The 23,375-nt window shown below is 68.6% G+C and carries 21 protein-coding genes; 14 read left to right on the forward strand and 7 right to left on the reverse strand.

The genetic code is table 11. From position 1 onward, the window contains the following. Positions 1–64: 64 nt before the first annotated feature. Both ACV229_RS18400 and ACV229_RS18405 read right to left on the reverse strand, forming a co-directional pair. Positions 65–1,828 (reverse strand): FAD-dependent oxidoreductase, encoded by a 1,764-nt coding sequence (locus ACV229_RS18400; protein WP_448084537.1) that lies wholly within the window; start codon positions 1,826–1,828, stop codon positions 65–67. 300 nt (positions 1,829–2,128) lie between these two features. Then, entirely contained in the window at positions 2,129–3,073 is a 945-nt protein-coding gene (locus ACV229_RS18405; protein WP_448084538.1) for a LysR substrate-binding domain-containing protein, read from the reverse strand. A 216-nt stretch (positions 3,074–3,289) separates the two neighbouring features. Here ACV229_RS18405 and gtdA point away from each other — a divergent pair, with 216 nt between their 5' ends. From gtdA to ACV229_RS18445, 8 genes are all read left to right on the forward strand, one after another. Continuing rightward, positions 3,290–4,336: a gentisate 1,2-dioxygenase gene (gene gtdA, locus ACV229_RS18410; protein WP_448084539.1), complete on the forward strand. Its 1,047-nt coding sequence runs from the start codon at positions 3,290–3,292 to the stop codon at positions 4,334–4,336. 85 nt (positions 4,337–4,421) lie between these two features. Further along, positions 4,422–5,120, forward strand: a complete 699-nt coding sequence (locus ACV229_RS18415) for a fumarylacetoacetate hydrolase family protein (RefSeq protein ID WP_448084540.1) — start codon at positions 4,422–4,424, stop codon at positions 5,118–5,120. A 15-nt stretch (positions 5,121–5,135) separates the two neighbouring features. Beyond that, positions 5,136–5,777 (forward strand): maleylacetoacetate isomerase, encoded by a 642-nt coding sequence (gene maiA / locus ACV229_RS18420; RefSeq protein ID WP_448084541.1) that lies wholly within the window; start codon positions 5,136–5,138, stop codon positions 5,775–5,777. Between the two features lie 262 nt (positions 5,778–6,039). Beyond that, positions 6,040–7,248 (forward strand): 3-hydroxybenzoate 6-monooxygenase, encoded by a 1,209-nt coding sequence (locus ACV229_RS18425; RefSeq protein WP_448084542.1) that lies wholly within the window; start codon positions 6,040–6,042, stop codon positions 7,246–7,248. 87 nt (positions 7,249–7,335) lie between these two features. After that, positions 7,336–8,706, forward strand: coding sequence for an MFS transporter (locus ACV229_RS18430; protein ID WP_448084543.1), 1,371 nt, complete (start codon positions 7,336–7,338; stop codon positions 8,704–8,706). A gap of 124 nt (positions 8,707–8,830) precedes the next feature. Further along, the gene (locus tag ACV229_RS18435; RefSeq protein ID WP_448084544.1) at positions 8,831–9,181 is read left to right on the forward strand and encodes an ArsR/SmtB family transcription factor; all 351 of its coding nucleotides are present in this window, start codon (positions 8,831–8,833) and stop codon (positions 9,179–9,181) included. Then, positions 9,171–9,605 carry a YeeE/YedE family protein gene (locus tag ACV229_RS18440; RefSeq protein ID WP_448084545.1) on the forward strand — a complete coding sequence of 145 codons (435 nt, stop codon included), beginning with the start codon at positions 9,171–9,173 and terminating at the stop codon, positions 9,603–9,605. Before ACV229_RS18435 ends, ACV229_RS18440 begins: the two co-directional genes overlap by 11 nt. Before the next feature lies 1 nt (position 9,606). Continuing rightward, positions 9,607–10,029: a DUF6691 family protein gene (locus ACV229_RS18445; RefSeq protein WP_448084546.1), complete on the forward strand. Its 423-nt coding sequence runs from the start codon at positions 9,607–9,609 to the stop codon at positions 10,027–10,029. Positions 10,030–10,227: 198 nt separating this feature from the next. Here ACV229_RS18445 and ACV229_RS18450 read toward each other — a convergent pair whose 3' ends face one another. Beyond that, positions 10,228–10,590 carry a hypothetical protein gene (locus tag ACV229_RS18450; RefSeq protein WP_448084547.1) on the reverse strand — a complete coding sequence of 121 codons (363 nt, stop codon included), beginning with the start codon at positions 10,588–10,590 and terminating at the stop codon, positions 10,228–10,230. A gap of 202 nt (positions 10,591–10,792) precedes the next feature. Between ACV229_RS18450 and ACV229_RS18455 the strand changes: the two genes are divergently transcribed. Beyond that, positions 10,793–12,277: an aminotransferase-like domain-containing protein gene (locus ACV229_RS18455; protein WP_448084548.1), complete on the forward strand. Its 1,485-nt coding sequence runs from the start codon at positions 10,793–10,795 to the stop codon at positions 12,275–12,277. 39 nt (positions 12,278–12,316) lie between these two features. On the opposite strand, the gene ACV229_RS18460 is transcribed toward ACV229_RS18455, so the two are convergent. From ACV229_RS18460 to ACV229_RS18470, 3 genes are all read right to left on the reverse strand, one after another. After that, complete coding sequence (locus ACV229_RS18460; protein ID WP_448084549.1) at positions 12,317–12,592, reverse strand: hypothetical protein; 276 nt, start codon at positions 12,590–12,592, stop codon at positions 12,317–12,319. Positions 12,593–12,689: 97 nt separating this feature from the next. After that, positions 12,690–14,081 carry a cytochrome-c peroxidase gene (locus ACV229_RS18465; RefSeq protein ID WP_448084550.1) on the reverse strand — a complete coding sequence of 464 codons (1,392 nt, stop codon included), beginning with the start codon at positions 14,079–14,081 and terminating at the stop codon, positions 12,690–12,692. Positions 14,082–14,215: 134 nt separating this feature from the next. Continuing rightward, on the reverse strand, positions 14,216–15,688 hold the full coding sequence (locus ACV229_RS18470) for a metallophosphoesterase family protein (protein ID WP_448084551.1): 1,473 nt from the start codon (positions 15,686–15,688) through the stop codon (positions 14,216–14,218). A 274-nt stretch (positions 15,689–15,962) separates the two neighbouring features. On the opposite strand from ACV229_RS18470, the gene ACV229_RS18475 reads away from it, so the two are divergent. Next, entirely contained in the window at positions 15,963–16,802 is an 840-nt protein-coding gene (locus tag ACV229_RS18475; RefSeq protein WP_448084552.1) for a class I SAM-dependent methyltransferase, read from the forward strand. A gap of 160 nt (positions 16,803–16,962) precedes the next feature. Here ACV229_RS18475 and ACV229_RS18480 read toward each other — a convergent pair whose 3' ends face one another. Next, entirely contained in the window at positions 16,963–17,277 is a 315-nt protein-coding gene (locus ACV229_RS18480) for a hypothetical protein (RefSeq protein ID WP_448084553.1), read from the reverse strand. A 506-nt stretch (positions 17,278–17,783) separates the two neighbouring features. On the opposite strand from ACV229_RS18480, the gene ACV229_RS18485 reads away from it, so the two are divergent. The 4 genes from ACV229_RS18485 to gsiB all read left to right on the forward strand — a co-directional run bounded on the left by ACV229_RS18485 (position 17,784) and on the right by gsiB (position 23,370). After that, a complete protein-coding gene (locus tag ACV229_RS18485) occupies positions 17,784–18,731 on the forward strand; it encodes a MurR/RpiR family transcriptional regulator (protein WP_448084554.1) in 948 nt (315 codons plus the stop codon). Continuing rightward, entirely contained in the window at positions 18,728–19,717 is a 990-nt protein-coding gene (locus ACV229_RS18490) for an isoaspartyl peptidase/L-asparaginase family protein (protein ID WP_448084555.1), read from the forward strand. The genes ACV229_RS18485 and ACV229_RS18490 overlap by 4 nt, the downstream gene beginning before the upstream one ends. Positions 19,718–19,750: 33 nt before the next feature. Continuing rightward, positions 19,751–21,679, forward strand: coding sequence for a dipeptide ABC transporter ATP-binding protein (locus ACV229_RS18495; protein WP_448084556.1), 1,929 nt, complete (start codon positions 19,751–19,753; stop codon positions 21,677–21,679). 128 nt (positions 21,680–21,807) lie between these two features. After that, a complete protein-coding gene (gene gsiB, locus ACV229_RS18500) occupies positions 21,808–23,370 on the forward strand; it encodes a glutathione ABC transporter substrate-binding protein GsiB (protein WP_448084557.1) in 1,563 nt (520 codons plus the stop codon). The last annotated feature ends 5 nt before the right edge of the window (positions 23,371–23,375 follow it).

A 23,375-nucleotide genomic window follows, 5' to 3' on the forward strand; every position in this document is an offset into this window, starting at 1 on the left:
GATTTGATGTCCGACGCCGGCCGTGCGGCATGACGCCGCCGGCCGGCGGGTTGCGACAGGCGGCTTACAGATGCATGGAAGGCGCGGGTGTTTCGGCCTGCTTCATGGCCAGAAAGCGGTGAATCTGCGCGACCACGGCTGCCCCTTCGCCCACGGCCCCGGCAACGCGCTTGGTGGAACCCGATCGAACATCGCCGATTGCAAACACGCCGTCGACACTTGTATGCAGTGGGAGCGTGGGCCCGCTGGCTCGTGTTCCGAGGTCGGTATCCGTCAACACGAATCCTCTCGGATCCAGTGACACGCCGCACGTGCGCAGCCAGTTCGTGTTCGGGTCGGCACCAATAAAAAGGAACAGGTGATGTGTCTTCAGGCTTTCGATACCCCCATCGCGTCGCCGATAGTGGACCGACTCCAGTCGTTCGTCACCTTCGAGGGCCGCGATTTCAGTCTCCAGATGGATCGTCACGTTCGGCAGCGAGGCAATCCGCTCGATCAAATAGCGCGACATGCTGTGCTCGAGGTCCCGGCCCCTGACGAGGACATGAACATGGGCAGCATGCGACGCAAGATACACAATCGCCTGTCCCGCTGAATTTCCGCTACCGACCAGCAGCACGGTTTCGCTGCGGCAAAGCCGGGCCTCGATCGACGTCGCCCAGTAATAGACGCCGTGACCTTCGAAGCGCGCGAGCCCGTTCACGGCCGGACGCCGATACTCCGCGCCACTGGCGACGACCACCGTCCGTGCCGCAATACGCCGCGAGCCGGCAAGCTCCACCTCGAGCGGGTATGCGCTGCAATGCAAGCCCTTCACCTCGACAGGAATCGCGATGTGCGCACCGAATTTCTGTGCCTGGTTGAATGCCCGGCCGGCTAGCGCTTGCCCCGAAATACCGGTCGGAAAACCCAGATAATTTTCGATGCGTGCACTCGTGCCTGCCTGGCCACCCGGCGCGCGGCAATCGAAGACGGCCACTGACAGGCCTTCGGATGCGGCATAGACGGCTGCCGCCAGGCCGGCAGGCCCGGCGCCGACGATCGCGACGTCGTAGACATGCGCGGGATCGAATTCCGGGATGAGTCCCAGGCACGAGGCGAGCTGCCCGTCGTCCGGATTGCGCAGCACGGTGCCATCCGGGCACACGACGAGCGGCATGTCATCGGGCCGAGGCGTCATGCGCTCGAGCAATGCGATGGCATCGGCACCGCTTTCATCAAGCGTCATATGCGGGTAAGCATTGCGTTGCAGGAAATGTTGCAGCGCGAGGAGCCGCTCGTTGTCGTGCGGGCCGACGAGCACCGCCCCTTGCCCGCGCTCGATCGCGGCGACGCGCCGCAGGATCAGCGCGCGCATGATCCTTTCACCGAGCTCCGCCTCGCCGATCATCAGGGCACGCAGCTTTTCCGGGGAAATCACGAGCACCTCGACGTCTTCGACAACCTCGGCATCGACAAGGCCGGGCTTGCCTGAAAGCATGCCGACGTCGGCCGTGAATTCGCCCCGTTTCGCCTGGGAGCGCAGCAAACGCCGATGGCCCAGTCCGTCGCGTGCCGTGTATCGAATCGCGCCCGACAGCACGACGAACATGCCTGGACTCGTGCCGCCCACGCGATACAGGAATTCGCCGGCGGCGTAGCTGCGGACCACACCAAAACGACTGATCCGATCAATCTCGGCGTCAGTCAGTACCGGAAATATCTGATGCCAGCGCGGGTTGCTATATGGGGTCTGCTCATCCGGCATGGCAGAGCGATCGGCGCCGTTCGTGCCGCCTTCTGTCTGGTTTTCCGGCCCGCCCGGTGGCGAAGCTGCGTCGCTGTTCATCGTGAACCCCTGACTATGCGGTTTGGAACCGGCCGGCGGAGAGCCACGCCCCTGGCATTTCCGACAACCAGCGGGGCAGATGCCGTCCAGTGATTCAAGATAGGTTAGGCGTCAACATGCGGCAAACAGGTAATACCAATCTTGCTCGTGTGCGAGCCCTCGTGGTACGCGCGACCGGCACAAGCGGCCTTCGTGGCGCGCTCAGTTGCACGCTCATGAAATGGTCCGTAGTTTTTGATGATCGTCACGCTCGCGCTGAACCTGTCGGCGTATTGCTCGAGCCTATGCACGCCGCGCCCGTCACGCGTCCCGCACCTTCTCCCACCCGCCGGCGCGTGGCGCCGCGCAGGCCCGCAGGCATTCGATCGCCGCCGCCACGGCCGCGCGATTCGCACTGTCCGGGTGCCAGTACATCGACACCGACCCGAAGCCTTCGAGCTGCATCGGCAGGATCCGGATCGCGTTGAGCTGCGCGAAGCGTCCGGCGGCGCGATGCGACGCGACGCCGAGCAGGTCGGTGTTGTTCAGCAGCGTGAGATTGAGGATCGACGAATTCGATTCGACGCAGTGCGGCGGCAGCGTGCGGCCGGCCGCCGCCAGCGCGGCTTCGAGCGCATTGCTCACCGGCGTGCCGGGCGGCCAGACGATCCATGAATACGCGAGCACGTCGTCCCAGCCGAGCGCCGCTGCGCCGGCCAGCGGATGATCGGGCCGCGCGACGAAATCGATCGGCTCCACGTACAGCGTTTCCGCCCTCAATTGCGCATCGGCGGGCTCGGGGCCGGACCGGCCGACGACGATGTCGAGCTCGCCGCGCACAAGCTGCGGCATCAACTGGTTCATCGTGCTTTCGGTCAGCCGCACCTGCGCGCGCGGCATCCGCTTCAGCAATTGCGACACCGCGAGCGGCACCGTGTCCGCGGCGGCGACGCCCGACGTGCCGATCGTCACGAGGCCGCTGCCGCCTTCGCGCAGCGCTTCCATGTCGTCGCGCGCGACATCGAGATGCGCGTCGATCCGCCGCGCGTGTTCGATCAGCGCCTCGCCGTAACGCGTGGGCCGCAGTCCGCGCGCATGCCGCTCGAACAGCGGCAGCCCGATGTCTTCCTCCAGCTCCTTCAGCCATTTCGACAGCGCCGGCTGCGTCGTCGCGAGCGCAGCCGCCGACTGGCTCAGGTTGCCGGTGCTTGCCAGGCTCAGCAGCACCTGCAGATGGCGCAGCCGCAGCCGGTTCGTCCAGTCCATCGCACCCCCCGTATCGCCAAGATATATCCAAGATCATATGGATCAGATGATTTCATCATTTTACGAGGTATATCTGCGTCGCATATAAATCTCACAACGGGTCGATGAAAACGACCGAGACGTGACCGTAGCGCCGGCTCCCCGTCGGCCGAATCAAACTTTGTATGGGATCCGAGTAAAGCGCTGAAGCGCCAACTCGGGTCGACAGGAGACACCATGTCCAGACAAGCCCCGGACGCCTCGCGGGTTGCCTATTACGCACGGATTGCCGAGCAGCGCCTGACGCCGCTGTGGGAGTCGCTGCACAACCTCGTGCCGAAGGCGCCGCAGCCGGCCGCGCTGCCGGCGATCTGGAAATATGCGCAGGTGCGCGACCTCGTGATGCAGGCGGGGGACGTGATCAGCGCGGAAGAGGCCGTGCGCCGCGTGCTGGTGCTCGAGAATCCCGGGCTGCCGGGCAAGTCGAGCATGACGCCGAGCCTCTATGCGGGCCTGCAGCTGATCCTGCCCGGCGAGATCGCGCCGAGCCACCGTCATACGCAGTCGGCGCTGCGCTTCATCGTCGAAGGCAAGGGCGCGTGGACCGCGGTGAACGGCGAGCGCACGACGATGCATCCGGGCGATTTCATCATCACGCCGTCGTGGACCTGGCACGACCACGGCAATCCTTCCGTGGAGGAAGGCGGTGAGCCCGTCGTGTGGCTCGACGGCCTCGACATCCCGCTCGTCGCGAGCCTCGACGCGGGCTTCGCGGAGAACTACCCGGAAGCGACGCAGCCGGTCGAGCGTCCGGAAGGCGACAGCTTTGCGCGCTTCGGCCACAACATGCTGCCGGTGCGGCATCGCGTGACCGACCCGACGTCGCCGGTCTTCAGCTATCCGTATGCGCGCACGCGCGACGCGCTCGACGCGCTGTACCGCAACGGCGAACTCGATGCATGGGACGGCGTGAAGCTGCGCTACGTGAACCCGGCGACGGGCGGCTGGCCGATGCCGACGATCGCGACCTTCATGCAGTTCCTGCCGGCCGGCTTCGATGGCCGCACATACCGCAGCACCGACGCGACGATCTACTGCGTCGTCGAAGGCCGCGGCACCGCGCATGTCGGCAACGAAACCTTCGCGTTCGAGCCGCACGACATCTTCGTCGCGCCGTCGTGGGCGCCGGTGCGGCTGTCCGCGCAATCGGACTGCGTGCTGTTCAGCTACTCCGACCGGCCCGTGCTGTCCGCGCTGAACCTGCTGCGCGAAGCGCGCGACTGACGCCGCCTGCATTCCGAATCGATTCTTCCCGCGCGCCGTTCAGGCGGCGCGCGATCCTGTTCATCCCGCTGGAGCCGTATCCATCATGACTTTCGTCTTTCCGCCCGAAGCGCCGATCGCGCTCTCCGTCGCCGGCAGCGACGCGCAATTCGCGGTGCGCCGCGTTTACTGCGTCGGCCGCAATTACGCCGCCCATGCGCGTGAAATGGGCTTCGATCCCGATCGCGAGCCGCCGTTCTTCTTCTGCAAGCCCGCCGACTCGGTCGTGCCGGTCGCCTATGGCGAGACGCTCGAGCTTGCGTATCCGTCGCAGACGCAGAACTACCACTACGAGGCCGAACTCGTTGCGGTGATCGGCAAGGGCGGTTCGGACATCCCGGTCGAGCAGGCACTGGAACACGTATGGGGCTACGCGGTCGGCCTCGACATGACGCGACGCGACCTGCAGATGAAGATGCGCGAGATGGGCCGGCCGTGGGAAATCGGCAAGGCGTTCGACCGTTCCGCGCCGATCGGGCCCGTGCATCCGGCGAGCGCCGTCGGTCACTTCGAGCAGGGCGGCCTGTGGCTGACCGTGAACGGCGAGACGAAGCAGAAGAGCGACGTGTCGCACCTGATCTGGTCGGTCGCGGAGACGGTCGCCGACCTGTCGAAGTTCTTCCGCCTCGAGCCCGGCGACGTGATCTTCACCGGCACGCCGGAGGGCGTCGGCGCAGTGCGCTCGGGCGACGTGATGCAGGTTGGCGTCGAGCGTCTCGGCGAGCTGACCGTGCGCGTGGTCTGACGCGAGGGACGCATCATGCAGCTGCACAGCTTCTTCAACAGCTCGACGTCGTACCGGGTGCGCATCGCGCTCGCGCTGAAGGGCCTCGCGTACGACACGCTGCCCGTCAACATCCGCGTCGGCGAGCATCGCGCGCCGGACTACGTCGCACACGTGAACGCATCGGCGTCGGTGCCGGCGCTCGTCGACGGCGAATTCCGGCTCGGCCAGTCGCTCGCGATCCTCGACTATCTCGACCAGCTGCATCCGGAACCGCGGCTGATTCCGCTCGAGCCGCGGCGGCGCGCGCGCGTGCTGGAACTCGCGACGCTGATCGCGTGCGACATCCACCCGGTCAACAACTTGCGCGTGCTCCGCTATCTGGACGGCGAGCTGAAGCTCACGCCGCAGCAGAAGACCGCGTGGTATCGCCACTGGATCGCGGAAGGGATGGCGGGCGTCGAGCGCTTGCTCGAACGCGCGGACGGCGGCCCGTGGTGCTTCGGTGATGAACCGACGCTCGCCGACGTGTGTCTCGTGCCGCAGGTCGCGAACGCGCTTCGGATGGACTGCGACCTCGGCGCGTATCCGCGCAGTCTCGCGGTGGTCGAGCATGCGCTGCGGCATCCCGCATTCGACGCTGCGCAACCGCAGCGGCAACCGGACTACGTCGCTTGACGCAGCCGAGAAGTACGGCGCCGGAGCAAGTGCTGAAGCGTCGACTCCTGCCGACCGCGAAGCATGGCGCTGGAGCAAGCGGTGAAGCGCGAGTTCTGGCCGACCGCGAAGCATGGGCGGGGGCAAGCGGTGACACGCTAGTTCCGGCCGATCGCGAAGCATGGGCGGGAGCAAGCGGTGAAGCGCTAGTTCCGGCCGACCGCGAAGCATGGACCTGGAGCAAGTGCTGAAGCGCTGGCTCCGGCCGAAATTGGAGACACAAATGAGCGAAACACAGACAACAGGCCGGCGCGTGCTCGTGATCGGCGGCGGCATCGGCGGGCTCGCGACCGCGCTTGCGCTCGCGCGCCAGGGCATCCGCGTGAAGCTGCTCGAGCAGGCCGCGCAGATCGGCGAGATCGGCGCGGGCATCCAGCTCGCCGCGAACGCGTTCAACGCGCTTGACGCGCTGGGCGTCGGCGAAACGGCGCGCAGCCGCGCGGTGTTCACCGACCATCTGCAACTGATGGATGCGATCGACGCGAAGGAAATCGTCCGCATCGATACGGGCGGCGCGTATCGCGCGCGCTTCGGCAATCCGTATGCGGTGATTCACCGCGCGGACATTCACCTGTCGATCTACGAGGCAGTCAAGGATCATCCGCTGATCCAGTTCCGCACTGATACGCAAGTGCGCGCGTTCGAGCAGGATGCGCTCGGCGTGACCGTCACCGACCAGCATGGCGAGCGCTATCGCGCGGATGCCGTGATCGGCTGCGATGGCGTGAAATCGGTGATCCGGCAGGCGCTGGTCGGCGACGCGCATCACGTGACGGGGCATGTCGTCTACCGTGCGGTGGTCGACGTCGAGAACATGCCGAAGGACCTGCAGATCAACGCACCGGTCGTCTGGGCCGGCCCGCATTGCCATCTCGTCCACTATCCGTTGCGTGGCGGGCGCCAGTACAACCTCGTCGTCACGTTCCACAGCCGCGAGCAGGAGGAGTGGGGCGTGCGCGAAGGCAGCAAGGCGGAAGTGCTGTCGTATTTCGACGGCATTCATCCGCTGCCGCACCAGATGCTCGACCGGCCGACGTCGTGGAAGCGCTGGGCGACCGCCGACCGCGATCCGGTCGAGCGCTGGAGCGTCGGCCGCGCGACGGTGCTCGGCGATGCCGCGCATCCGATGACGCAGTACCTCGCGCAGGGCGCGTGCCAGGCGCTCGAGGACGCGGTGACGCTCGGTGCGGCCGTGAAGGAAACCGATGGCGATTTCGATGCGGCGTTCGCGCTGTACGAACGCGTGCGGATTCCGCGCACCGCGCGCGTGCTGTATTCGGCGCGTGAGATGGGCCGGATCTATCACGCGAAAGGCGTCGAGCGGCAGGTGCGCAATGCATTGTGGGTCGGACGCACGCAGGACCGGTTCTACGACGCGCTCGACTGGCTGCACGGCTGGCGTGCCGAGGATTGCCTGAAGGCCGTCGCGTGAGCTGACACGCAACACGGCGGCGCGCAAACCCAAGACATGCAACGACATGTCGCGACAGGCGCCCGCCCACATGGAGGAGACACCATCATGGCCGTTACGCCATCCATCGACGTGACCGACTGGATCGACCGGCAACGCATTTCGCCGTTCCAGGCCGCGATCGTCGTGCTGTGCTTTCTGATCGTCGCGATCGACGGCTTCGACACCGCGTCGATCGGCTTCATCGCGCCGGTCATCCGCGCGGAATGGAATCTGACGCCGGCGCAGCTCGCGCCAGTGTTTGGCGCGGGGCTCGCCGGCCTGATGGCCGGTGCGCTCGTGTTCGGCCCGTTCGGCGACCGATTCGGACGCAAGCGGCTGCTGCTCGCGTGCGTGGCCTGCTTCGGCATTGCGAGCGCCGCGTCGGCGGGCGCGGGCAACCTGCATGAGCTGATCGCGTGGCGCTTCGTGACCGGCCTCGGGCTCGGTGGCGCGATGCCGAATGCGATCACGCTGACGTCCGAATACTGTCCGGCGAGCCGCCGCTCGCTGCTCGTGACGACGATGTTCTGCGGCTTCACGATCGGCTCCGCGCTCGGCGGGCTCGCGGCCGCGGCGCTGATCGAGCGCGACGGCTGGCGCGCGGTGCTCGTCGTCGGCGGGGCCGCGCCGCTGCTGCTCGTACCCGTGCTCGCGTGGCGGCTGCCGGAATCGGTCCGCTATCTGGTCAACGCGGGCCGGGATGCGTCGCAGGTCGCGGCGCTGCTTGCACGCATTGCGCCGGACGCATCGCTCGCGCACGCGTCGTTCATCGCGCCGCGCGGCAAGCCGGCGGGGTCGCCGCTCGGCCGCCTGTTCGGCCCGGACCTGCTGCGCGGCACGCTGCTGTTGTGGCTGACGTTCTTCATGAGCCTGCTTGTCATCTACCTGCTGTCGAGCTGGCTGCCGACGCTGCTGCGCACGACCGGCGCGACGCTGCAGACGGCCGCGCGCGTGACCGCGATGTTCCAGGTCGGCGGCACGCTCGGCGCGGTCGTGCTCGGCTGGCTGATGGATCGTTTCGATCCGCATCGCGTGCTCGCGTGCAGCTATGCGGCGGCCGGTGTATTCGTCGCGGCGATCGGCACGCTTGCCGCGACGCCGTGGGGCGCCGCACTGGCGGTGTTTGCGGCCGGCTTCTGCGTGTCCGGGGCGCAGGTCGGTGCGAATGCGCTGTCTGCGGCGTTCTACCCGACCGAATGCCGGACCACGGGCGTGAGCTGGGCGAACGGAATCGGGCGCGGCGGCTCGGTCGTCGGGTCGATGGCCGGCGGGGCGATGCTGTCGATGGGGCTGTCGCTGCCGACCGCGTTCGCGATCGTCGCGATGCCTTGCATCGCTGCCGCGATGGCCGTGTTTGCGTTGGGTGCGGTGCGCACGGCTGCGAAGGCGTCGGGGAGCGGGGCAATCGTCGGCGGGATGGCGAGCGACGAAGCCTGATGAGCGGAGCGGGGCGCGTCCGCCGTGACACAGGGCGGGCGCGATGCGGTCGGGAAGCAGGACTCGATGGCTAACGATCTATAAAAATATATAATGTCTGGAGGTAGATTGTCCCGAGACCTCGATGACCCCCGATTCTTCCTCCGCATTTCCCGCTCCCGAGCAAATGCGCGCCGCGGCCGAGTCCGCCTGCGCGCTGCTGAAGGTCCTGTCGAATCCCGACCGGCTGCTGCTGCTGTGCGAGCTCTCTCAAGGCGAACGTTGTGTAAGCGATCTCGAGGCGCGGCTCGACATCCGTCAGCCGACGCTGTCGCAGCAGCTCGGCGTGCTGCGGGATAACGCGCTGGTCCGCACCCGCCGCGGCGGCAAGAATATCCATTACTCGCTCGACAGTCCGGCCGCGATCGCGGTGATGGCGGTGCTGTACGAGCAATTCTGCGGCCCGGCTGCGAAGGGGAAGCGCGATGCAGCTTGATATGACTCATTTCACGCCGTGGCTGTCGCTCGCGGGCGGCGTGCTGATCGGGCTCGCGGCCGCATGGCTGGTCGCGTTCAACGGACGCGTGGCCGGAATCAGCGGCATCGTCGGCGGCTTGCTCGCACGCCGCCCGGACGGACGCGACTGGCGGCTGGCGTTCATCGCCGGGCTCATCGTCGCACCGATCGGGTTGCGACTGGCCGGAATCGGCGCGATGCCGCAGGTCGACGCGAGCTGGCCCGTCGTCATCGCGGCTGGCCTGCTGGTCGGGATCGGCACGCGCTACGCGGGCGGATGCACGAGCGGCCACGGCGTGTGCGGGCTGTCGCGCGGCTCGATGCGCTCGCTGGTCGCGACAGCGACGTTCATGGCCGCCGGGTTCCTGACCGTGTTCGTGCAGCGGCACGTGCTGGGAGGCTGACATGACCGCATGGTTCGCATTTTTTGCCGGGCTGGTCTTCGGCGGCGGGCTCGTCGTGTCGGGCATGTCCGATCCGCAGAAAGTCCTCGGGTTTCTCGATGCCGCAGGAAGCTGGGATCCGTCGCTTGCGTTCGTGATGGCGGGCGCGACCGGTGTGGGCGTGCTTGCGTTTGCGTGGGCGAAGCGCCGCACACGGTCGTGGCTCGGCCTGCCGATGCAGTTGCCGACCGCGCGCGACATTACCGCGCGGCTTGTGGCCGGAAGTGTGGCGTTCGGCGCCGGCTGGGGGCTGGCGGGGTTCTGTCCGGGGCCGGCGATCGTGGCGATCGGGTTCGGGTCGATCAAGGGAATCGGGTTCGTCGCCGCGATGCTGGTGGGGATGGCCGCGTTCGAGTGGGTCGAGCGGCGTCGCGCCGCGCGGTGATGGGCCGGTCGAAGGCCGGCCACAAAGGTGGCCATTGAGGCGGCCACAAAGCCAGCCGCAGAGCCAGCCACAAAGTCAGCCGCAGAGCCAGCCACAAAGTCAGCCGCAGAGCCAGCCGCAGAGCCAGCCACAAAGCCAGCCACAGGCCAGCCACAGGCCAGCCACAAAGCCGGTCCGGCAAGCGCCGGGTCGCGGACGTCACGACTCCGCAGCCCGCCAGCGCTGCACGCGTGCACGCCACGCGTCGATCACGCCGCGCCATCCGGCTCGCGGCGTCGGCGCGACGATCGCAGCATTCGCCCCCGTGCCGGCTGCCGCATTGGCCGTCCGTGCCCCCGCGCCCGCGGCCGCGAGCGACGCATGGCCGGCCGTTTCGATCGTCAGGCAGTCGCCGGCGTCGAGCACCTTGCGCACGTAGTGCGGCGCGTCCGGCAGCCAGTCGAGCCCGCCGTGCCTGAGCGTGACGGCGAGCGCACCGTCGAGCACGATCACCTGACTGCCTTTGTCGAACCACGCGATGTGGCTTTGGCCGGCGTCGAGCCGGATGTTTCGAGTCCGCATGGCGATTCCTTTCCCGGTTGCCTGCCTCGCGGCGTGCGAGGCAATCGCATGCAGACAGGTTAGGGATGCCGGTTCGGGCGCGACAGATTCAGGGGCCGGGAATCTGTTGCGGTGCAGGTGGGCGATTCGCGCGGCTGTATCGGTCGGTTTCCCCGGGTTCTGTATCTGGCACGCGCACACCTGCGCGGGCACGATGACCCACATGACGCATTCCCGCGACGAATCCCGCCTGCATCTGCCGATGCTTGGCGAACCGCTTTACGAGCGGCTCGCCGAGCATTACCGCCGCATCATCGACGCCGGCACGCTCGCGCCGGGCGACCGGATGCCGTCGGTGCGCGCGGTGATGGAGCAGCACGGCGTCAGCCTGTCGACGGCGATCCAGACGTTCCGGCGGCTCGAGGACACCGGCTGGTGCGTCGCGAAGCCACGGTCCGGCTACTTCGTCCGCCACCGTGCGGCGGCCGCGATCGAAACGCTGCGCGACAGCGACGTGCCGCCGCCGACGTCGGTCGAGCCGCCGTTCGCCGGGCTGCACGAGCGCGTATCGCGCGTGATCGACCGCGGCAATGCCGCGCCCGATGCGCTGAACCTGGGCGGCGCGTCGGCGTCGTCGGCGCTGTATCCGACGGCACGCCTGCAGGCGCTCGCGATCCGGCAGCTTCGGCACAAGCCGACGTTGCTGACCGACGCCGGGCCCGTCGGCGGCTCGCCCGAATTCCGGCACGCGGTGGCGAAGCGCGCGCTGTCGTTCGGCGTGACGGTGTCGCCCGACGACGTGCTCTCGACGAGCGGCGGCGTCGACGCGGTGAACCTCGCACTGCGCGCGGTCGCCCGGCCGGGCGACACGATCGCGATCGAATCGCCGGCGTTCTTCGGGCTCATCCAGCTGCTCGAAAGCCTCGGCCTGCGCGCACTCGAAATCCCCGCGAACCCGACGACCGGGATGTCGATCGAGGCGCTCGAAGTGGCGCTTTCCGCGTATCCGGACATCAAGGCGGTCGTCGTCGTGCCGAACCTGCAGAACCCGCTCGGCAGCGTGATGCCCGACGACGGCAAGGCCGCGCTCGTCACACTGTGCGCGAATCGCGGCGTGGCCGTGATCGAGGACGAGCCGTACCGCGAGCTCGTCGAGTCGCCGCAGTGCGTGAAGCCCGCCAAGGCGTGGGACCGCGACGGCACCGTGATCTACTGCCCGTCGTTCAACAAGGTGCTGGCGCCTGGCATGCGGCTCGGCTGGATGAGCGCGGGGCGCTGGCATGCGCGCGTGAAGATGCTCAAGTTCGCGCAGAGCCGGCACAACGCGGCGCTGCTGCAGGCCGTGGCGGCCGAATTCGTGGGCTCCGGCGCGTTCGACCGCCATCTGCACCGCTTCCGCGAGCAGTTGCGCGTGCAGCGCGACGCGACGATCGACGCGATCGCGCGCCATTTTCCGGCCGGCACCCGGCTGAACCGGCCGCCGGGCGGGCTGCTGCTGTGGGTCGCGCTGCCGGACGGCGTGCGCTCCGAGGCGCTGTTCACGTCGGCGCTCGCGCATGGCATCCGGATTGCGCCCGGCGCGATCTTTTCCAATACCGACCGCTTCGATGCGTTCATCCGCCTCGGCTGCACGCGCGTGTTCGATACCGAGCTCGAAGCGGCATTCGAGACCCTCGGACGGCTCGTGCGCGACGCGGCGGGCGCATAGGCGGCCCGCCGCCGCGCCGGCTGGGCCGGCGGCTCCGCGCTAGCGGCCGGCCGTGTGCGCGGCGAGGTGCTGACGGATCAACGACAGATAGCGATCACCGACCGAGAAGTCGCGCGCGACCCGCGGCCGGGGTGCGTGACGGAGCGTGGCCGGCGGGTTCATGCCCAGATACCGGCACACGGCGGATGGATAAGGCTTGCGGGTGTGGCCGAGCTGCCGCGCCGCACGTTCGACGCGGGCATCGCCGACCTGGGCGCGTAGCCACGCCAGCACTTGGCGATCGGTGTCGTTGACGATCCGGACCAGATGTTCCATCGCGCACCTCACTGTTCATAAATACAGTACTGTAAATATAACCAGTATCTCGGGCGGCAGCAAGCGGGTGGCGCGGCCGTTGGCCAACCGGACAGGGTCAGCGCGCCGGGGTGCGGGCGGCAGCCCGGCTGACGGCGCCGGCGGCTCCGGCGTAGCGAGCGTCGGTCAGCGTGCCGAGGAACGCGACGATGTCGTCGATCTCCGCCTCGGTCAGCGCGGGCGGCGTGCCGGGGCGGCGGTTCATCGGCGTCGAGTTGATGTTGATGTTGCCGCGGTACGCGGGCGGCACGTCGTCGAACGTTGCGGCGCCGTGATACCAGTGCCGCGGATCCGTCGAGCGCGTGTTGTAGAACGCGACCGCATCGCGCAGCGACGCGAACACGCCGTTGTGCATGAACGTCTGCTTCACCGCGACGTTGCGCAGGCCAGGCGTGCGCAGGTAGCCGCACCACTGGTCCGGCTCGGGCCAGCGCAGCCGGCGCGCGGTGTCGCACAGGCCGTTGTCGAAGTGGCGCGGGTCGCGATTGGCCGGCAGCGCGCGGTTGCGCGGCACGGCGATCGCGTCGTAGCCGAAATCCGTGAACAGCGAGCGCTCCGGGCGGCTCGATGTGTCGGACAGCGTATGGCAGCTCATGCAGTTGCCCTTGTCCGGATTCTTGAACAGCGCGAGCCCGCGCATTTCCTGCGGGCTGAGCGGCGCACGGTTGCGCAGGTACGCGTCGAAGCGGGACGTGAACGGCGCCATCTCGTCACTCTGCAGATACGCTTCGACCGACTCGCCGAGCGCACGCGCCAGCCGTTCCGGATCGTGCCGCACACGGTCGCCGAAGCGCGCGGCCAGCGCCGGCGCGAGTTCGGTCGCGTCGACGTTGCGCAGCAGCGCGGCCGGCGACCGGTTGTTCATCTCGTTCGGATCGAACAGCGGCCCGCGGATCTGCTCGGCGAGCGTATCCGCGCGGCCGTCGCTGAACAGCCCGCCGAACGGAGACGGCGCGGGCGCGTCGTCGTCCTGGTAGAAGTGGCGGCGGGGCACGTAGCGCACGTACAGCAGCGACGGCGCGTTGCGCTGGCTGAAGCGTCCGGGCCGGCTGCCTTCCGGCACGCCGGGGCCGGCAAGCGCGGCCGCGGACAGCGTCGGTGCGAACGCGCGGCCTGGATCGTGGCAGCTCGCGCACGACATGCCGCGCGGCTCGGACAGCCGCGGGTCGAAGAAAATCCGGCGGCCGAGCGCGACGAGCGTCGGATCGGGCGCGAAGCGCGCGGTCGCCGCATCGGCCTTGGCCGTGACCTGCGGCGTGCCGTCGCCGATCGTGCCGACGACGCGCGCGGGCGGCGCGCCGGGCAGCAGGACCGTGTCGGATGCGGCTGCGTCGGCCGGAAGCGGGGCGGCCGCGATGGCGACGGCGGTGACGATCAGGGCCGCTGCCGAGCTGGTCACGCGGATGGCGCGATACGGCTTCGTCGTCCCGGCAGCAACGATGTGAGACATTCGGGCAGGGTGATGCGCGATGCCCGACCGCTCGATTTCCCGCGGATCCAGCCCCGGTTCCGCTGCGCCGCCGTGCAATGCGCCGACGCAACCCGCGGATCGCGCGGCACGGCCATCCCGCCGAACCAAGCCGCTCACGGCGCGATGAATCCCGTCTTGTCGCACGCGAGCGTCGTACCCGACTGGTTGCAAGACGCAAGCAGCTTGCCGGCAGCCGAATACGCATGGAACACCCAGCCGGTCGCCGGCGCCGGGCGGCGCTCCATGATCAGGAAGCCGAAGCTGTTGTTGTGCGACAGCCGGTCGATGACCGCGCCGGGCGCGGGCGTGAGGCCGGCCGGGAACGGGTCGGGCAGCGCGACGTCGAGGTTGTCGCCGCCGTTGCCGGACACGATCGTCGCCGGATGGCCGGATGCGAAGTTGATGGCCTGGAAGTCGTGCACGTGGCCGTGCAGCGCGACGTGCACACCGGGCGGGTAGTACGCCTGCGCGTTGAGGCTCGACATCACCGACTGCAGCGCGAGATTGCCCGGCGCGGGCGTGCCGCCCGGGATCGGCGCGAACGCGAGGATCGGGTGGTGGTTCGTGAAGATCGTCGTCGTCATGCCGGCCTTCGACGCGAGCGCGGCCACCGTCTGGAACTGCTTCTGGTAGATCTGGAATTGCGTGTCGGTCGTCTTCAGCGCGGCGCGGCCGACCTTCGCTGTGTCGAACACGATCACCTGCGAGCCGCCGCCGAGCGATACCGCATACGGTTCCGAATAGTTCGCGTTGCCGTCGTTGGCCGGATCGTTGCACGAACGCGTGTCGCTGTAGGGGCGCGGATCGAGGAAACGGAACCAGCCCTGGCCGCCGCGCGCGCATTCCTCATGGTTGCCGCGCACGAAGACCCACGGCGCCTTCGCGAAGAGCGGCGCGGCAGGGCGGAACAGGTCGGCCTGCCATGTATCCCAGCCGTAGCCCCACGGACTGTCCTTGCAGCCGGCGATGTCGGGCGGGCACGCGTTCTCGCGGTAGTGATAGTCGCCGACGTGCAGCACGAGATCCGGCGACAGCTTCGCGACGCTTGCTGCGATCGTCTCGAACGGCCACACCGATGCGTCGTTGCACGCCTGCCATGCGTTGTCGGCCTTCTTCATCCGGCAGCCCGTGTCGGCGATGATCGCGACGCGTTGCGGCAGCGCCTTCGGCAGCGGCAGCGCGCGGCCCGCGACGCTCGCGCCCTGCGCGCCGGCCGGCAGCGTCGCCTCGCACACCGAGACCGGGAAGCTCGACGGCTTCGAATCGGCCGGGTCGCTGGCGGTCGGGCGCTGCGGCATCGTGCCGGCGCCCGCGCGCAGCGTCATCCGCGACACCTTGCCGTCGACGGCAAGCTGCGGGCACAGCGGATCGCCGGCCGACGCCGGCGCGTAGTTCGTGATCACGCGGGCAATCGGCTGGTTCGCATCGCCGATTTCGACCCATGCGGCCTGGACGTTGATCGCGGCGCTTGCCGGATCCGCCGGGGAATCGATGTGGTTCGAGCAGGCGGACAGCGTCGCGAGGGCCGCGATCGCCGCGAGCGAGGCAACGCGCGCAGACACGGCGCACAGGGAGAGTCGTCGCATGAGGGTCACCGTTGGAAAGCCGTCAACATACGCAACGCGAATGTAAGAAATATGAAAACGATCGGCGGGTGCGTGCGTGGATGGCGTCCCGTACTGTGGGGGCGGTCGCAAAGATCGGAGTATGGCGGAGAACGCGCGTCGGCGATTTCAGCGACGCGTTGCGCCGATTGCGCGGCGGTGTCGGCACGCGTTCCGTCGCCGCTTGACTTCAAGCCGGCTTGAAGCAGCACACTGACGTATCGCCTTCCGGGGGCATCGACAAAGGGAAACGATCGTGAACCATACCCAGCCAGCCAACACCGAGCAAGCCGCACACTGGAACGGCCCGTCCGGCCGCGCATGGGTCGATACGCAAGCCGCGCTCGACCGGATGTTCCAGCCGTTCGAGGACCGGCTCGTCGAAACGGTCGCGGCGACGCCGGCGCGGCACGTGCTCGACGTCGGCTGCGGCACGGGCACCGTGACGGTGGCCATTGCACGGCGGCTCGGTGCGAATGGGCGTTGCACCGGCATCGACGTGTCGGCGCCGATGCTCGACGCGGCGCGCTCGCGCGCCGACCGTGAAGGCGTGCGCGCCGACTTCATCCGCGCGGACGCGCAGACGCATGCGTTCGCTTCCGCGCAGTTCGACCTGATCGTGTCGCGCCTCGGCGTGATGTTCTTCGACGATCCGGTCCGCGCGTTTTCGAACCTGCGGGACGCGGCGGCCGACGGTGCGCGGTTGAGTGCGATCGCGTGGCGTGCCGCCGCGGAGAATCCGTTCATGACGACCGCCGAGCGCGCCGCCGCGCCGTTGTTGAACCTTCCGCCGCGCGTGCCCGGCGCACCCGGGCAGTTCGGGTTCGGCGACCGCGACCGGGTCGCGTCGATTCTTGCCGCGAGCGGCTGGACCGATGTCGACATCCGGCCGATCGACGTGCCGTGCGTGCTGCCCACGCACGCGTTGACCGATTACGTGTCGCGGCTGGGGCCCGTCGGTCACGCGCTGCGTGAGGTCGACGACGCGACGCGCGTACGCGTGGTCGAAACGGCTCTCGTCGCGTTCGAGCGTTACGTGTACGGCGATGAAGTGCGTTTCGATGCGGCTTGCTGGGTGATCGACGCGCGACGATGAGCGGTGTGCCGCGCGGCGGATGCGCCTGCGACGCCTGCATTACGTCGGACACATTGGAGGAATCCAGTCAATCCCGCGCATCCGGCCGGGTCTGCCGCAGTCAGGCAGCCCGTCAGACTGGGCCAGCCGGCGGCCGGGCCGCCGGCGTGTCCGCCCTGCGTTACGGCTCCCGCCGCGCGCGCAGCATCAGCCACGCGCATCCCGCCGCGACCATCGCAAGCCCGGCGAGGACCGCTTCGACGCCGAGCGCGAAGCCGCCCGGCATGGTCCCGGAATCCGGTTCGGGCGACTGCCCGGTGAACATCGCGACGGCGCCGCCGATCAGCAGCGCCGCGCAGATGCACCAAAAGACCTTGCCGCGCCGCCCGGCCGCCCATATCCGCCACAGCGTGAGGCCGAGCCCCGCGAGATACAGCAGCGCGAAGGTGCCGAGCGCGATGGTGTCGCCGGCGAGATCGTGCGACACGCCGCTCATCGCACGCCTCCACACCGGATCGCGACCGGGCGGGCCGGCAGGAGATCCGCCGTCATTCCATCTCCGTCGCATGTCCAGCGCGCGGCTCGGCAGGGGCGTGCGCGCGTCGTCCGGCAGGACGGCATGCGGCCTGAACGTCATGCGGGGCGAGGGAGGGGATGTCGGGCACGGTTGGCTTCCAGATGAGGGACCACGGGACGGCGCGCCGCCCGCCGTCCGCCGCTCGCAATCAGGCGGCACGCGCGCGTGTGACGGACTCATGCGATGTTACCCCTTGAATGGGCTGCAACGGAGCGTACTGGCAGGGCAGGGAACAGATGAATTGCAAGCGGTTCGACGGGGTGACGCACCCTGACAGCCGGCGCCGCCGCACATCCGCAGCCGCCCGGCGGCGCGTGTCGTCCGATATCGGGGATTCCCTGAGTCGCTGAAAATTTATTTTTTTCCTAATGTGGTGTGTGTAAGTTTACTTTCACTTTCATTTACCCAACTGCCCGACTGCCGCCGTGAACCCGACGCCACCGTCGTCCGCCGTGTCCGATGTCGAATCGTCGATTGCCGCGCGCATCGCGTCGGCGATGCCGTCGCTGACGCCGATTCACCGCCGGATGGGCGAATACGTGCTGGCCAATCCGTTCCGCGCGGCGACGATGCGGATCGACGAGCTCGCGCAGGCCGTGAACGCGTCGATCGCGACCGCGAACCGCTTTGCGAAGGCGCTCGGTTTCGACGGCTATCCGGCGATGCGCGCAGCGCTCGTGCGCGGCTTCGAGGCGACGCTCGGGCCGGTCGAGCGGCTGCGCTCCGCGCAGGAGCAGGAAGCCGGCGTGCGCGGCGCCGCGTGGATCGACGCGGTGTTCGACCAGGCCGTCGCGAACATCGAGGACACGCGCGCGCATCTCGACGCGGCGAACGTCGAGGCGGCGGTCGAGGCGATCGTCGCCGCGCGCCGCGTGCTGATCCTCGGCGCGGGATCGAGCGCGTTTCTCGCCGGGCTGATGGAGCACGGATTGTCGGTCTGTCACGACAACGTGCAGTCGCTCGCGCTGCTCGGCGGCCCGTCGCACGCGGCGCGGCGCCTGTACGCGGCCGACGCGCGCGATCTCGTGATCGCGATCGCCTTTCCGCGCTACGTCGAAGACACGATCGAACTGGCCCGCCGCACGTCCGCGCGCGGCGCGCAGGTGCTTGCGATCACGGACGGCCCGCATTCGCCGCTCGTGCCGATCGCCGCGCTGTCGCTGTTCGTGACCGCGAAGCGGCGTTTCGCGGCGACGTCGGAAGCGGCCGTGCTCGCGACGATCGAGGCGCTGATCGACGCGGTCGCGCTGCGCACGCATCGTTCCGCGAAGGCCGCGGCGGACATGACCGAATTCCTGTTGCCGTGGCTCACGCAGCCGCAGGCGGCGCTGGCGGCGACGAATCCTTCCTCCCATCGTTCAAGGAAATCATGACTTCACCCGCGATCGTGGCGATTCACGGCGGCGCAGGCACGATCCTGCGCGACGCGATGAACACCGAAACCGAACTGCAGTACCGCACGGAGCTGGCCGCGATCCTGCGCGCCGCGCAGGCCGTGCTGGCCGACGGCGGCAGCGCGCTCGACGCCGTCACCGTCGCGGTGCGGATGCTCGAGGACTGCCCGCTGTTCAACGCGGGGCGCGGCGCGGTGTACACGGCCGAAGGGAAGCACGAGCTCGACGCCGCGATCATGGACGGCGCGACGCTCGCCGCCGGCGCGGTGTGCTGCGCGACGCGCGTGCGCAATCCGGTGCTCGCCGCGCGGCGCGTGATGGAGGCGAGCGAGCACGTGCTGTTCGCGGGCGCGGGCGCCGACGCGTTTGCGGCCGCGCACGGGTTGGAGCTCGTCGAACCGGGCTACTTCGATACCGAATCCCGCCATGCGCAGTGGGTGAAGGCGCGCGATGCCGCGGGCATGCTGCTCGATCACGACGCCGCGACGTTCGCGTTCGGCGACGGCGCGCCGCGTCCCGAGCCGCTCGACCCGGACCGCAAGCACGGCACGGTCGGCGCGGTCGCGCGCGACGTGCACGGCCACGTTGCGGCGGCGACGTCGACGGGCGGCATCACCAACAAGCAGCCGGGGCGCGTCGGCGATTCGCCGATCATCGGCGCGGGCTGCTATGCGGACGACGCGACGTGCGCCGTGTCGTCGACCGGCACCGGCGAGATGTTCATCCGGCTCGCGACCGCGCACGACGTCGCCGCGCAGATCGCGTACCGCGGCGTGTCGGTCGCCGAGGCCGCATACGACGTCGTGATGAACAAGCTGCCGCGCATCGCGGGACGCGGCGGGATCATCGCGGTCGACGCGCACGGCAATGTCGCGATGCCGTTCAACACCGACGGGATGTACCGCGGCTTCGCCCGTGTGGGCGAAGCGCCCGTCGTCGGCATCTACCGCGACGATGCGGCCTGATTCCGGCCGGCCCCAGATGCAGGAGACGCACGCATGACTTCGAACCGAACTCCGTCCGCGGTCGCGCTGCCCGAGCAGCGCGTTATCGCGGTCGACGACCTGTCGGTGACGTTCAGCCGCGAAGGCGCGACGTTCGACGCGGTGCGCGGCGTGTCGTTCCACGTCGATCGCGGCGAGACGCTCGCGATCGTCGGCGAGTCGGGCTCAGGCAAATCGGTCACGTCGCTCGCGCTGATGCGGCTCGTCGAGCACGGCGGCGGCGTGATTGCGGGCGGCCACATCGCGCTGCGGCGGCGCAACGGCACGCAGCTCGACCTCGCGCTGGCGAGCGCCGCGACGATGCGCGGCGTGCGCGGCGCGGACATCGCGATGATCTTCCAGGAGCCGATGACGTCGCTCAACCCGGTGTTTACGGTCGGCGACCAGATCAGCGAGGCGATTGCGCTGCACCAGTCGAAGAGCGCGTCGGACGCGCGCGCGGAGACGTTGCGCCTGCTCGACCTCGTGCGCATCCCCGAGGCGCGCCGCGTGTTCGCGCGCTATCCGCACCAGCTGTCAGGCGGGATGCGGCAGCGCGTGATGATCGCGATGGCGCTGTCGTGCCGGCCCGCGCTGCTGATCGCCGACGAGCCGACGACCGCGCTCGACGTGACGATCCAGGCGCAGATCCTGCAACTGATCCGCGGGTTGCAGGACGAGATGAACATGGGCGTGATCTTCATTACGCACGACATGGGCGTGGTCGCCGAGGTGGCCGACCGCGTGCTCGTGATGTATCGCGGCGAGAAGGTCGAGGAAGGCGAGTCGGAGCGGATTTTCGCGGCGCCGGCTCATCGCTATACGCGCGCGCTGCTCGCGGCGGTGCCGCGTCTCGGCTCGATGCACGGGACCGATGTGCCTGAGAAGTTTCCGTTGCTGAAGGTCGAAGCCCCTGCGCCGGCGGACGGCGCGGCAATGGAGCCGGCAGCCGGCGCGAACGGCGCTGCGGCGGCCGCCGTGCCCGCGCAGCCACGCATCGATCCCGATGCGCCGCCGATCCTGCGCGTGCGCGACCTCGTCACGCGCTTCCCGGTCAAGAGCGGCCTGTTCGGCCGCGTGTCGCAATACGTGCATGCGGTCGAGCGCGTCAGCTTCGAACTGCACGCGGGCGAGACGCTCGCGCTCGTCGGCGAATCGGGCTGCGGCAAGTCGACGACCGGCCGCTCGCTGTTGCGCCTCGTCGAATCGCAAAGCGGGTCGATCGAGTTCGACGGCCGCGACATCAGTGCGCTGAAGGGCCACGACCTGCAGACGCTGCGCCGCAATATCCAGTTCATCTTCCAGGATCCGTTCGCGTCGCTGAACCCGCGCCTCACGGTCGGCTTCTCGATCATGGAGCCGCTGCTCGTGCATGGCGTCGCGAGCGGCAAGGCCGCGCAGGCGCGCGTCGACTGGCTGCTCGACAAGGTCGGTCTGCCGGCGGACGCCGCGCAGCGCTATCCGCACGAATTCTCCGGCGGCCAGCGCCAGCGGATCGCGATCGCGCGCGCGCTCGCGCTGAACCCGAAAGTCGTGATCGCCGACGAGTCGGTGTCCGCGCTCGACGTGTCGGTGCAGGCGCAGATCGTCAACCTGATGCTCGACCTGCAGCGCGAGCTGGGCGTCGCGTACCTGTTCATCTCGCACGACATGGCGGTCGTCGAACGCGTCAGTCATCGCGTCGCGGTGATGTACCTCGGCCAGATCGTCGAGATCGGCCCGCGCCGCGCGGTGTTCGAAGCGCCGCAGCATCCGTACACGAAGAAGCTGATGAGCGCGGTGCCCGTCGCCGACCCTGCGCGCCGGCATGCGCCGCGCCAGCTCGCGGCGGACGAGATTCCGAGCCCGATCCGCGCGGTCGGCGACGAGCCGGCGGTCGCGCCGCTCGTCGCGGTCGGTCCCGATCACTTCGTCGCGACGCATCGCGTCGGCGGCGCGTACTGACGCGCGAGGAGGCAGCAATGGACCGAAGTTGCGCGCGCGCCAGGCAGAGACGGTTTTTTCCCGAGCGGGTGCAGTCATTCCGCGATTCCCACCACGCGTCACAGAACCATGCACAGGAGCCAGGCAACATGAACAAACCGCTTTCGTTCCCGATGTTCCGTCCGCGCACGCTGATCGCCGCGGGGGCGAGCGCGTTTGCGCTGGCGGCCGCGCTGCCCGCGTTCGCGCAGCAGACCGCGGTGATCGCGGTGGATCAGACGTTCACGACGATGGATCCTTACGACGCGAACGACACCGTGTCGCAGGCCGCCGCGAAGTCGTTCTACGAAGGGCTGTTCGGCTTCGACAAGGACATGAAGCTCGTCAACGTGCTGGCGACCGGCTACGAGGCGTCGCCGGACGCGAAGGTCTACACGATCCACCTGCGCAAGGGCGTGAAGTTCCACGACGGCACCGACTTCAATGCAGACGCGGTGAAGGTGAACTTCGACCGCGTGACCGATCCGGCGAACAAGCTGAAGCGCTACAACCTGTTCCGCGTGATCGAGAAGACCGAGGTCGTCGATCCGTATACGGTGAAGCTCACGCTGCGCGAGCCGTTCTCGGCGATCATCAACACGCTCGCGCACCCGTCCGCGGTGATGATCTCGCCGGCCGCGCTGAAGAAGTGGGGCCACGACATCGCGCTGCATCCGGTCGGCACCGGGCCGTTCGAGTTCGTCGAGTGGAAGCAGACCGACGACATGAAGGCGAAGAAGTTCGCCGGCTACTGGAAGAAGGGCTATCCGAAGATCGACGTGATCGACTGGAAGCCCGTGATCGACAACAACACGCGCGCCGCGCTGATGAAGGCCGGCCAGGCGGACATGGCGTTTCGCATTCCGTACGAGCAGGTTCCCGACCTGAAGGGCAATCCGAACCTCGACGTGGTCGAGCGGCCGTCGATCGTCGTGCGCTACGTGTCGCTGAACATGCAGCAGAAGCCGTTCGACAATCCGAAGGTGCGCCAGGCGCTCAACTACGCGATCAACAAGGAAGCGCTCGCGAAGGTCGCGTTCTCGGGCTTCGCGACGCCGACGACGGGCGTCGTGCCGCCGGGCGTCGATTTCGCGGCGAAGTCGGGCCCGTGGCCGTACGATCCGGCGAAGGCGCGTGCGCTGCTGAAGGAAGCCGGCTATCCGAACGGCTTCGAATCGACGCTCTGGTCCGGCTACAACAACACGACGTCGCAGAAGGTGATCCAGTTCCTGCAGCAGCAGCTCGCGCAGGTCGGCGTGAAGGTGCAGGTGCAGGCGCTCGAATCGGGCGAACGCGTGGCGAAGGTCGAGAGCGCGCCGGATCCGGCGACCGCGCCGGTGCGGATGTTCTACATCGGCTGGTCTGCGTCGACGGGTGAGGCGAACTGGGCGCTGACGCCGCTGCTCGCGTCGGCGTCGATGCCGCCGAAGCTCTTCAACACCGCGTACTACAAGAGCCAGGCCGTCGACGACGATCTCGCGAAGGCGCTCGAAACGGTTGACCGCACGAAGAAGACCGAACTCTACGCGGACGCGCAGAAGAAGATCTGGGCCGACGCGCCGTGGATCTTCCTCGTGCAGGAGAACATCGTCTATGCGCGCAGCAAGCGGCTGCACGGCGTCTACATCATGCCGGACGCGTCGTTCAACATCGACGAGATCTCGATGAAGTAAGCGCG

Source organism: Burkholderia sp. MR1-5-21, from assembly GCF_053427715.1.

What these genes read in the sequence shown, in the direction of transcription:
- ACV229_RS18400 (WP_448084537.1), bottom strand. Translation starts at nt 1,828, where the DNA reads ATGAACAGCGACGCAGCTTCGCCACCGGGCGGGCCGGAAAACCAGACA.
- ACV229_RS18405 (WP_448084538.1), bottom strand. Translation starts at nt 3,073, where the DNA reads ATGGACTGGACGAACCGGCTGCGGCTGCGCCATCTGCAGGTGCTGCTG.
- gtdA (WP_448084539.1), top strand. Translation starts at nt 3,290, where the DNA reads ATGTCCAGACAAGCCCCGGACGCCTCGCGGGTTGCCTATTACGCACGG.
- ACV229_RS18415 (WP_448084540.1), top strand. Translation starts at nt 4,422, where the DNA reads ATGACTTTCGTCTTTCCGCCCGAAGCGCCGATCGCGCTCTCCGTCGCC.
- maiA (WP_448084541.1), top strand. Translation starts at nt 5,136, where the DNA reads ATGCAGCTGCACAGCTTCTTCAACAGCTCGACGTCGTACCGGGTGCGC.
- ACV229_RS18425 (WP_448084542.1), top strand. Translation starts at nt 6,040, where the DNA reads ATGAGCGAAACACAGACAACAGGCCGGCGCGTGCTCGTGATCGGCGGC.
- ACV229_RS18430 (WP_448084543.1), top strand. Translation starts at nt 7,336, where the DNA reads ATGGCCGTTACGCCATCCATCGACGTGACCGACTGGATCGACCGGCAA.
- ACV229_RS18435 (WP_448084544.1), top strand. Translation starts at nt 8,831, where the DNA reads ATGACCCCCGATTCTTCCTCCGCATTTCCCGCTCCCGAGCAAATGCGC.
- ACV229_RS18440 (WP_448084545.1), top strand. Translation starts at nt 9,171, where the DNA reads ATGCAGCTTGATATGACTCATTTCACGCCGTGGCTGTCGCTCGCGGGC.
- ACV229_RS18445 (WP_448084546.1), top strand. Translation starts at nt 9,607, where the DNA reads ATGACCGCATGGTTCGCATTTTTTGCCGGGCTGGTCTTCGGCGGCGGG.
- ACV229_RS18450 (WP_448084547.1), bottom strand. Translation starts at nt 10,590, where the DNA reads ATGCGGACTCGAAACATCCGGCTCGACGCCGGCCAAAGCCACATCGCG.
- ACV229_RS18455 (WP_448084548.1), top strand. Translation starts at nt 10,793, where the DNA reads ATGACGCATTCCCGCGACGAATCCCGCCTGCATCTGCCGATGCTTGGC.
- ACV229_RS18460 (WP_448084549.1), bottom strand. Translation starts at nt 12,592, where the DNA reads ATGGAACATCTGGTCCGGATCGTCAACGACACCGATCGCCAAGTGCTG.
- ACV229_RS18465 (WP_448084550.1), bottom strand. Translation starts at nt 14,081, where the DNA reads ATGTCTCACATCGTTGCTGCCGGGACGACGAAGCCGTATCGCGCCATC.
- ACV229_RS18470 (WP_448084551.1), bottom strand. Translation starts at nt 15,688, where the DNA reads ATGCGACGACTCTCCCTGTGCGCCGTGTCTGCGCGCGTTGCCTCGCTC.
- ACV229_RS18480 (WP_448084553.1), bottom strand. Translation starts at nt 17,277, where the DNA reads ATGAGCGGCGTGTCGCACGATCTCGCCGGCGACACCATCGCGCTCGGC.
- ACV229_RS18490 (WP_448084555.1), top strand. Translation starts at nt 18,728, where the DNA reads ATGACTTCACCCGCGATCGTGGCGATTCACGGCGGCGCAGGCACGATC.
- ACV229_RS18495 (WP_448084556.1), top strand. Translation starts at nt 19,751, where the DNA reads ATGACTTCGAACCGAACTCCGTCCGCGGTCGCGCTGCCCGAGCAGCGC.
- gsiB (WP_448084557.1), top strand. Translation starts at nt 21,808, where the DNA reads ATGAACAAACCGCTTTCGTTCCCGATGTTCCGTCCGCGCACGCTGATC.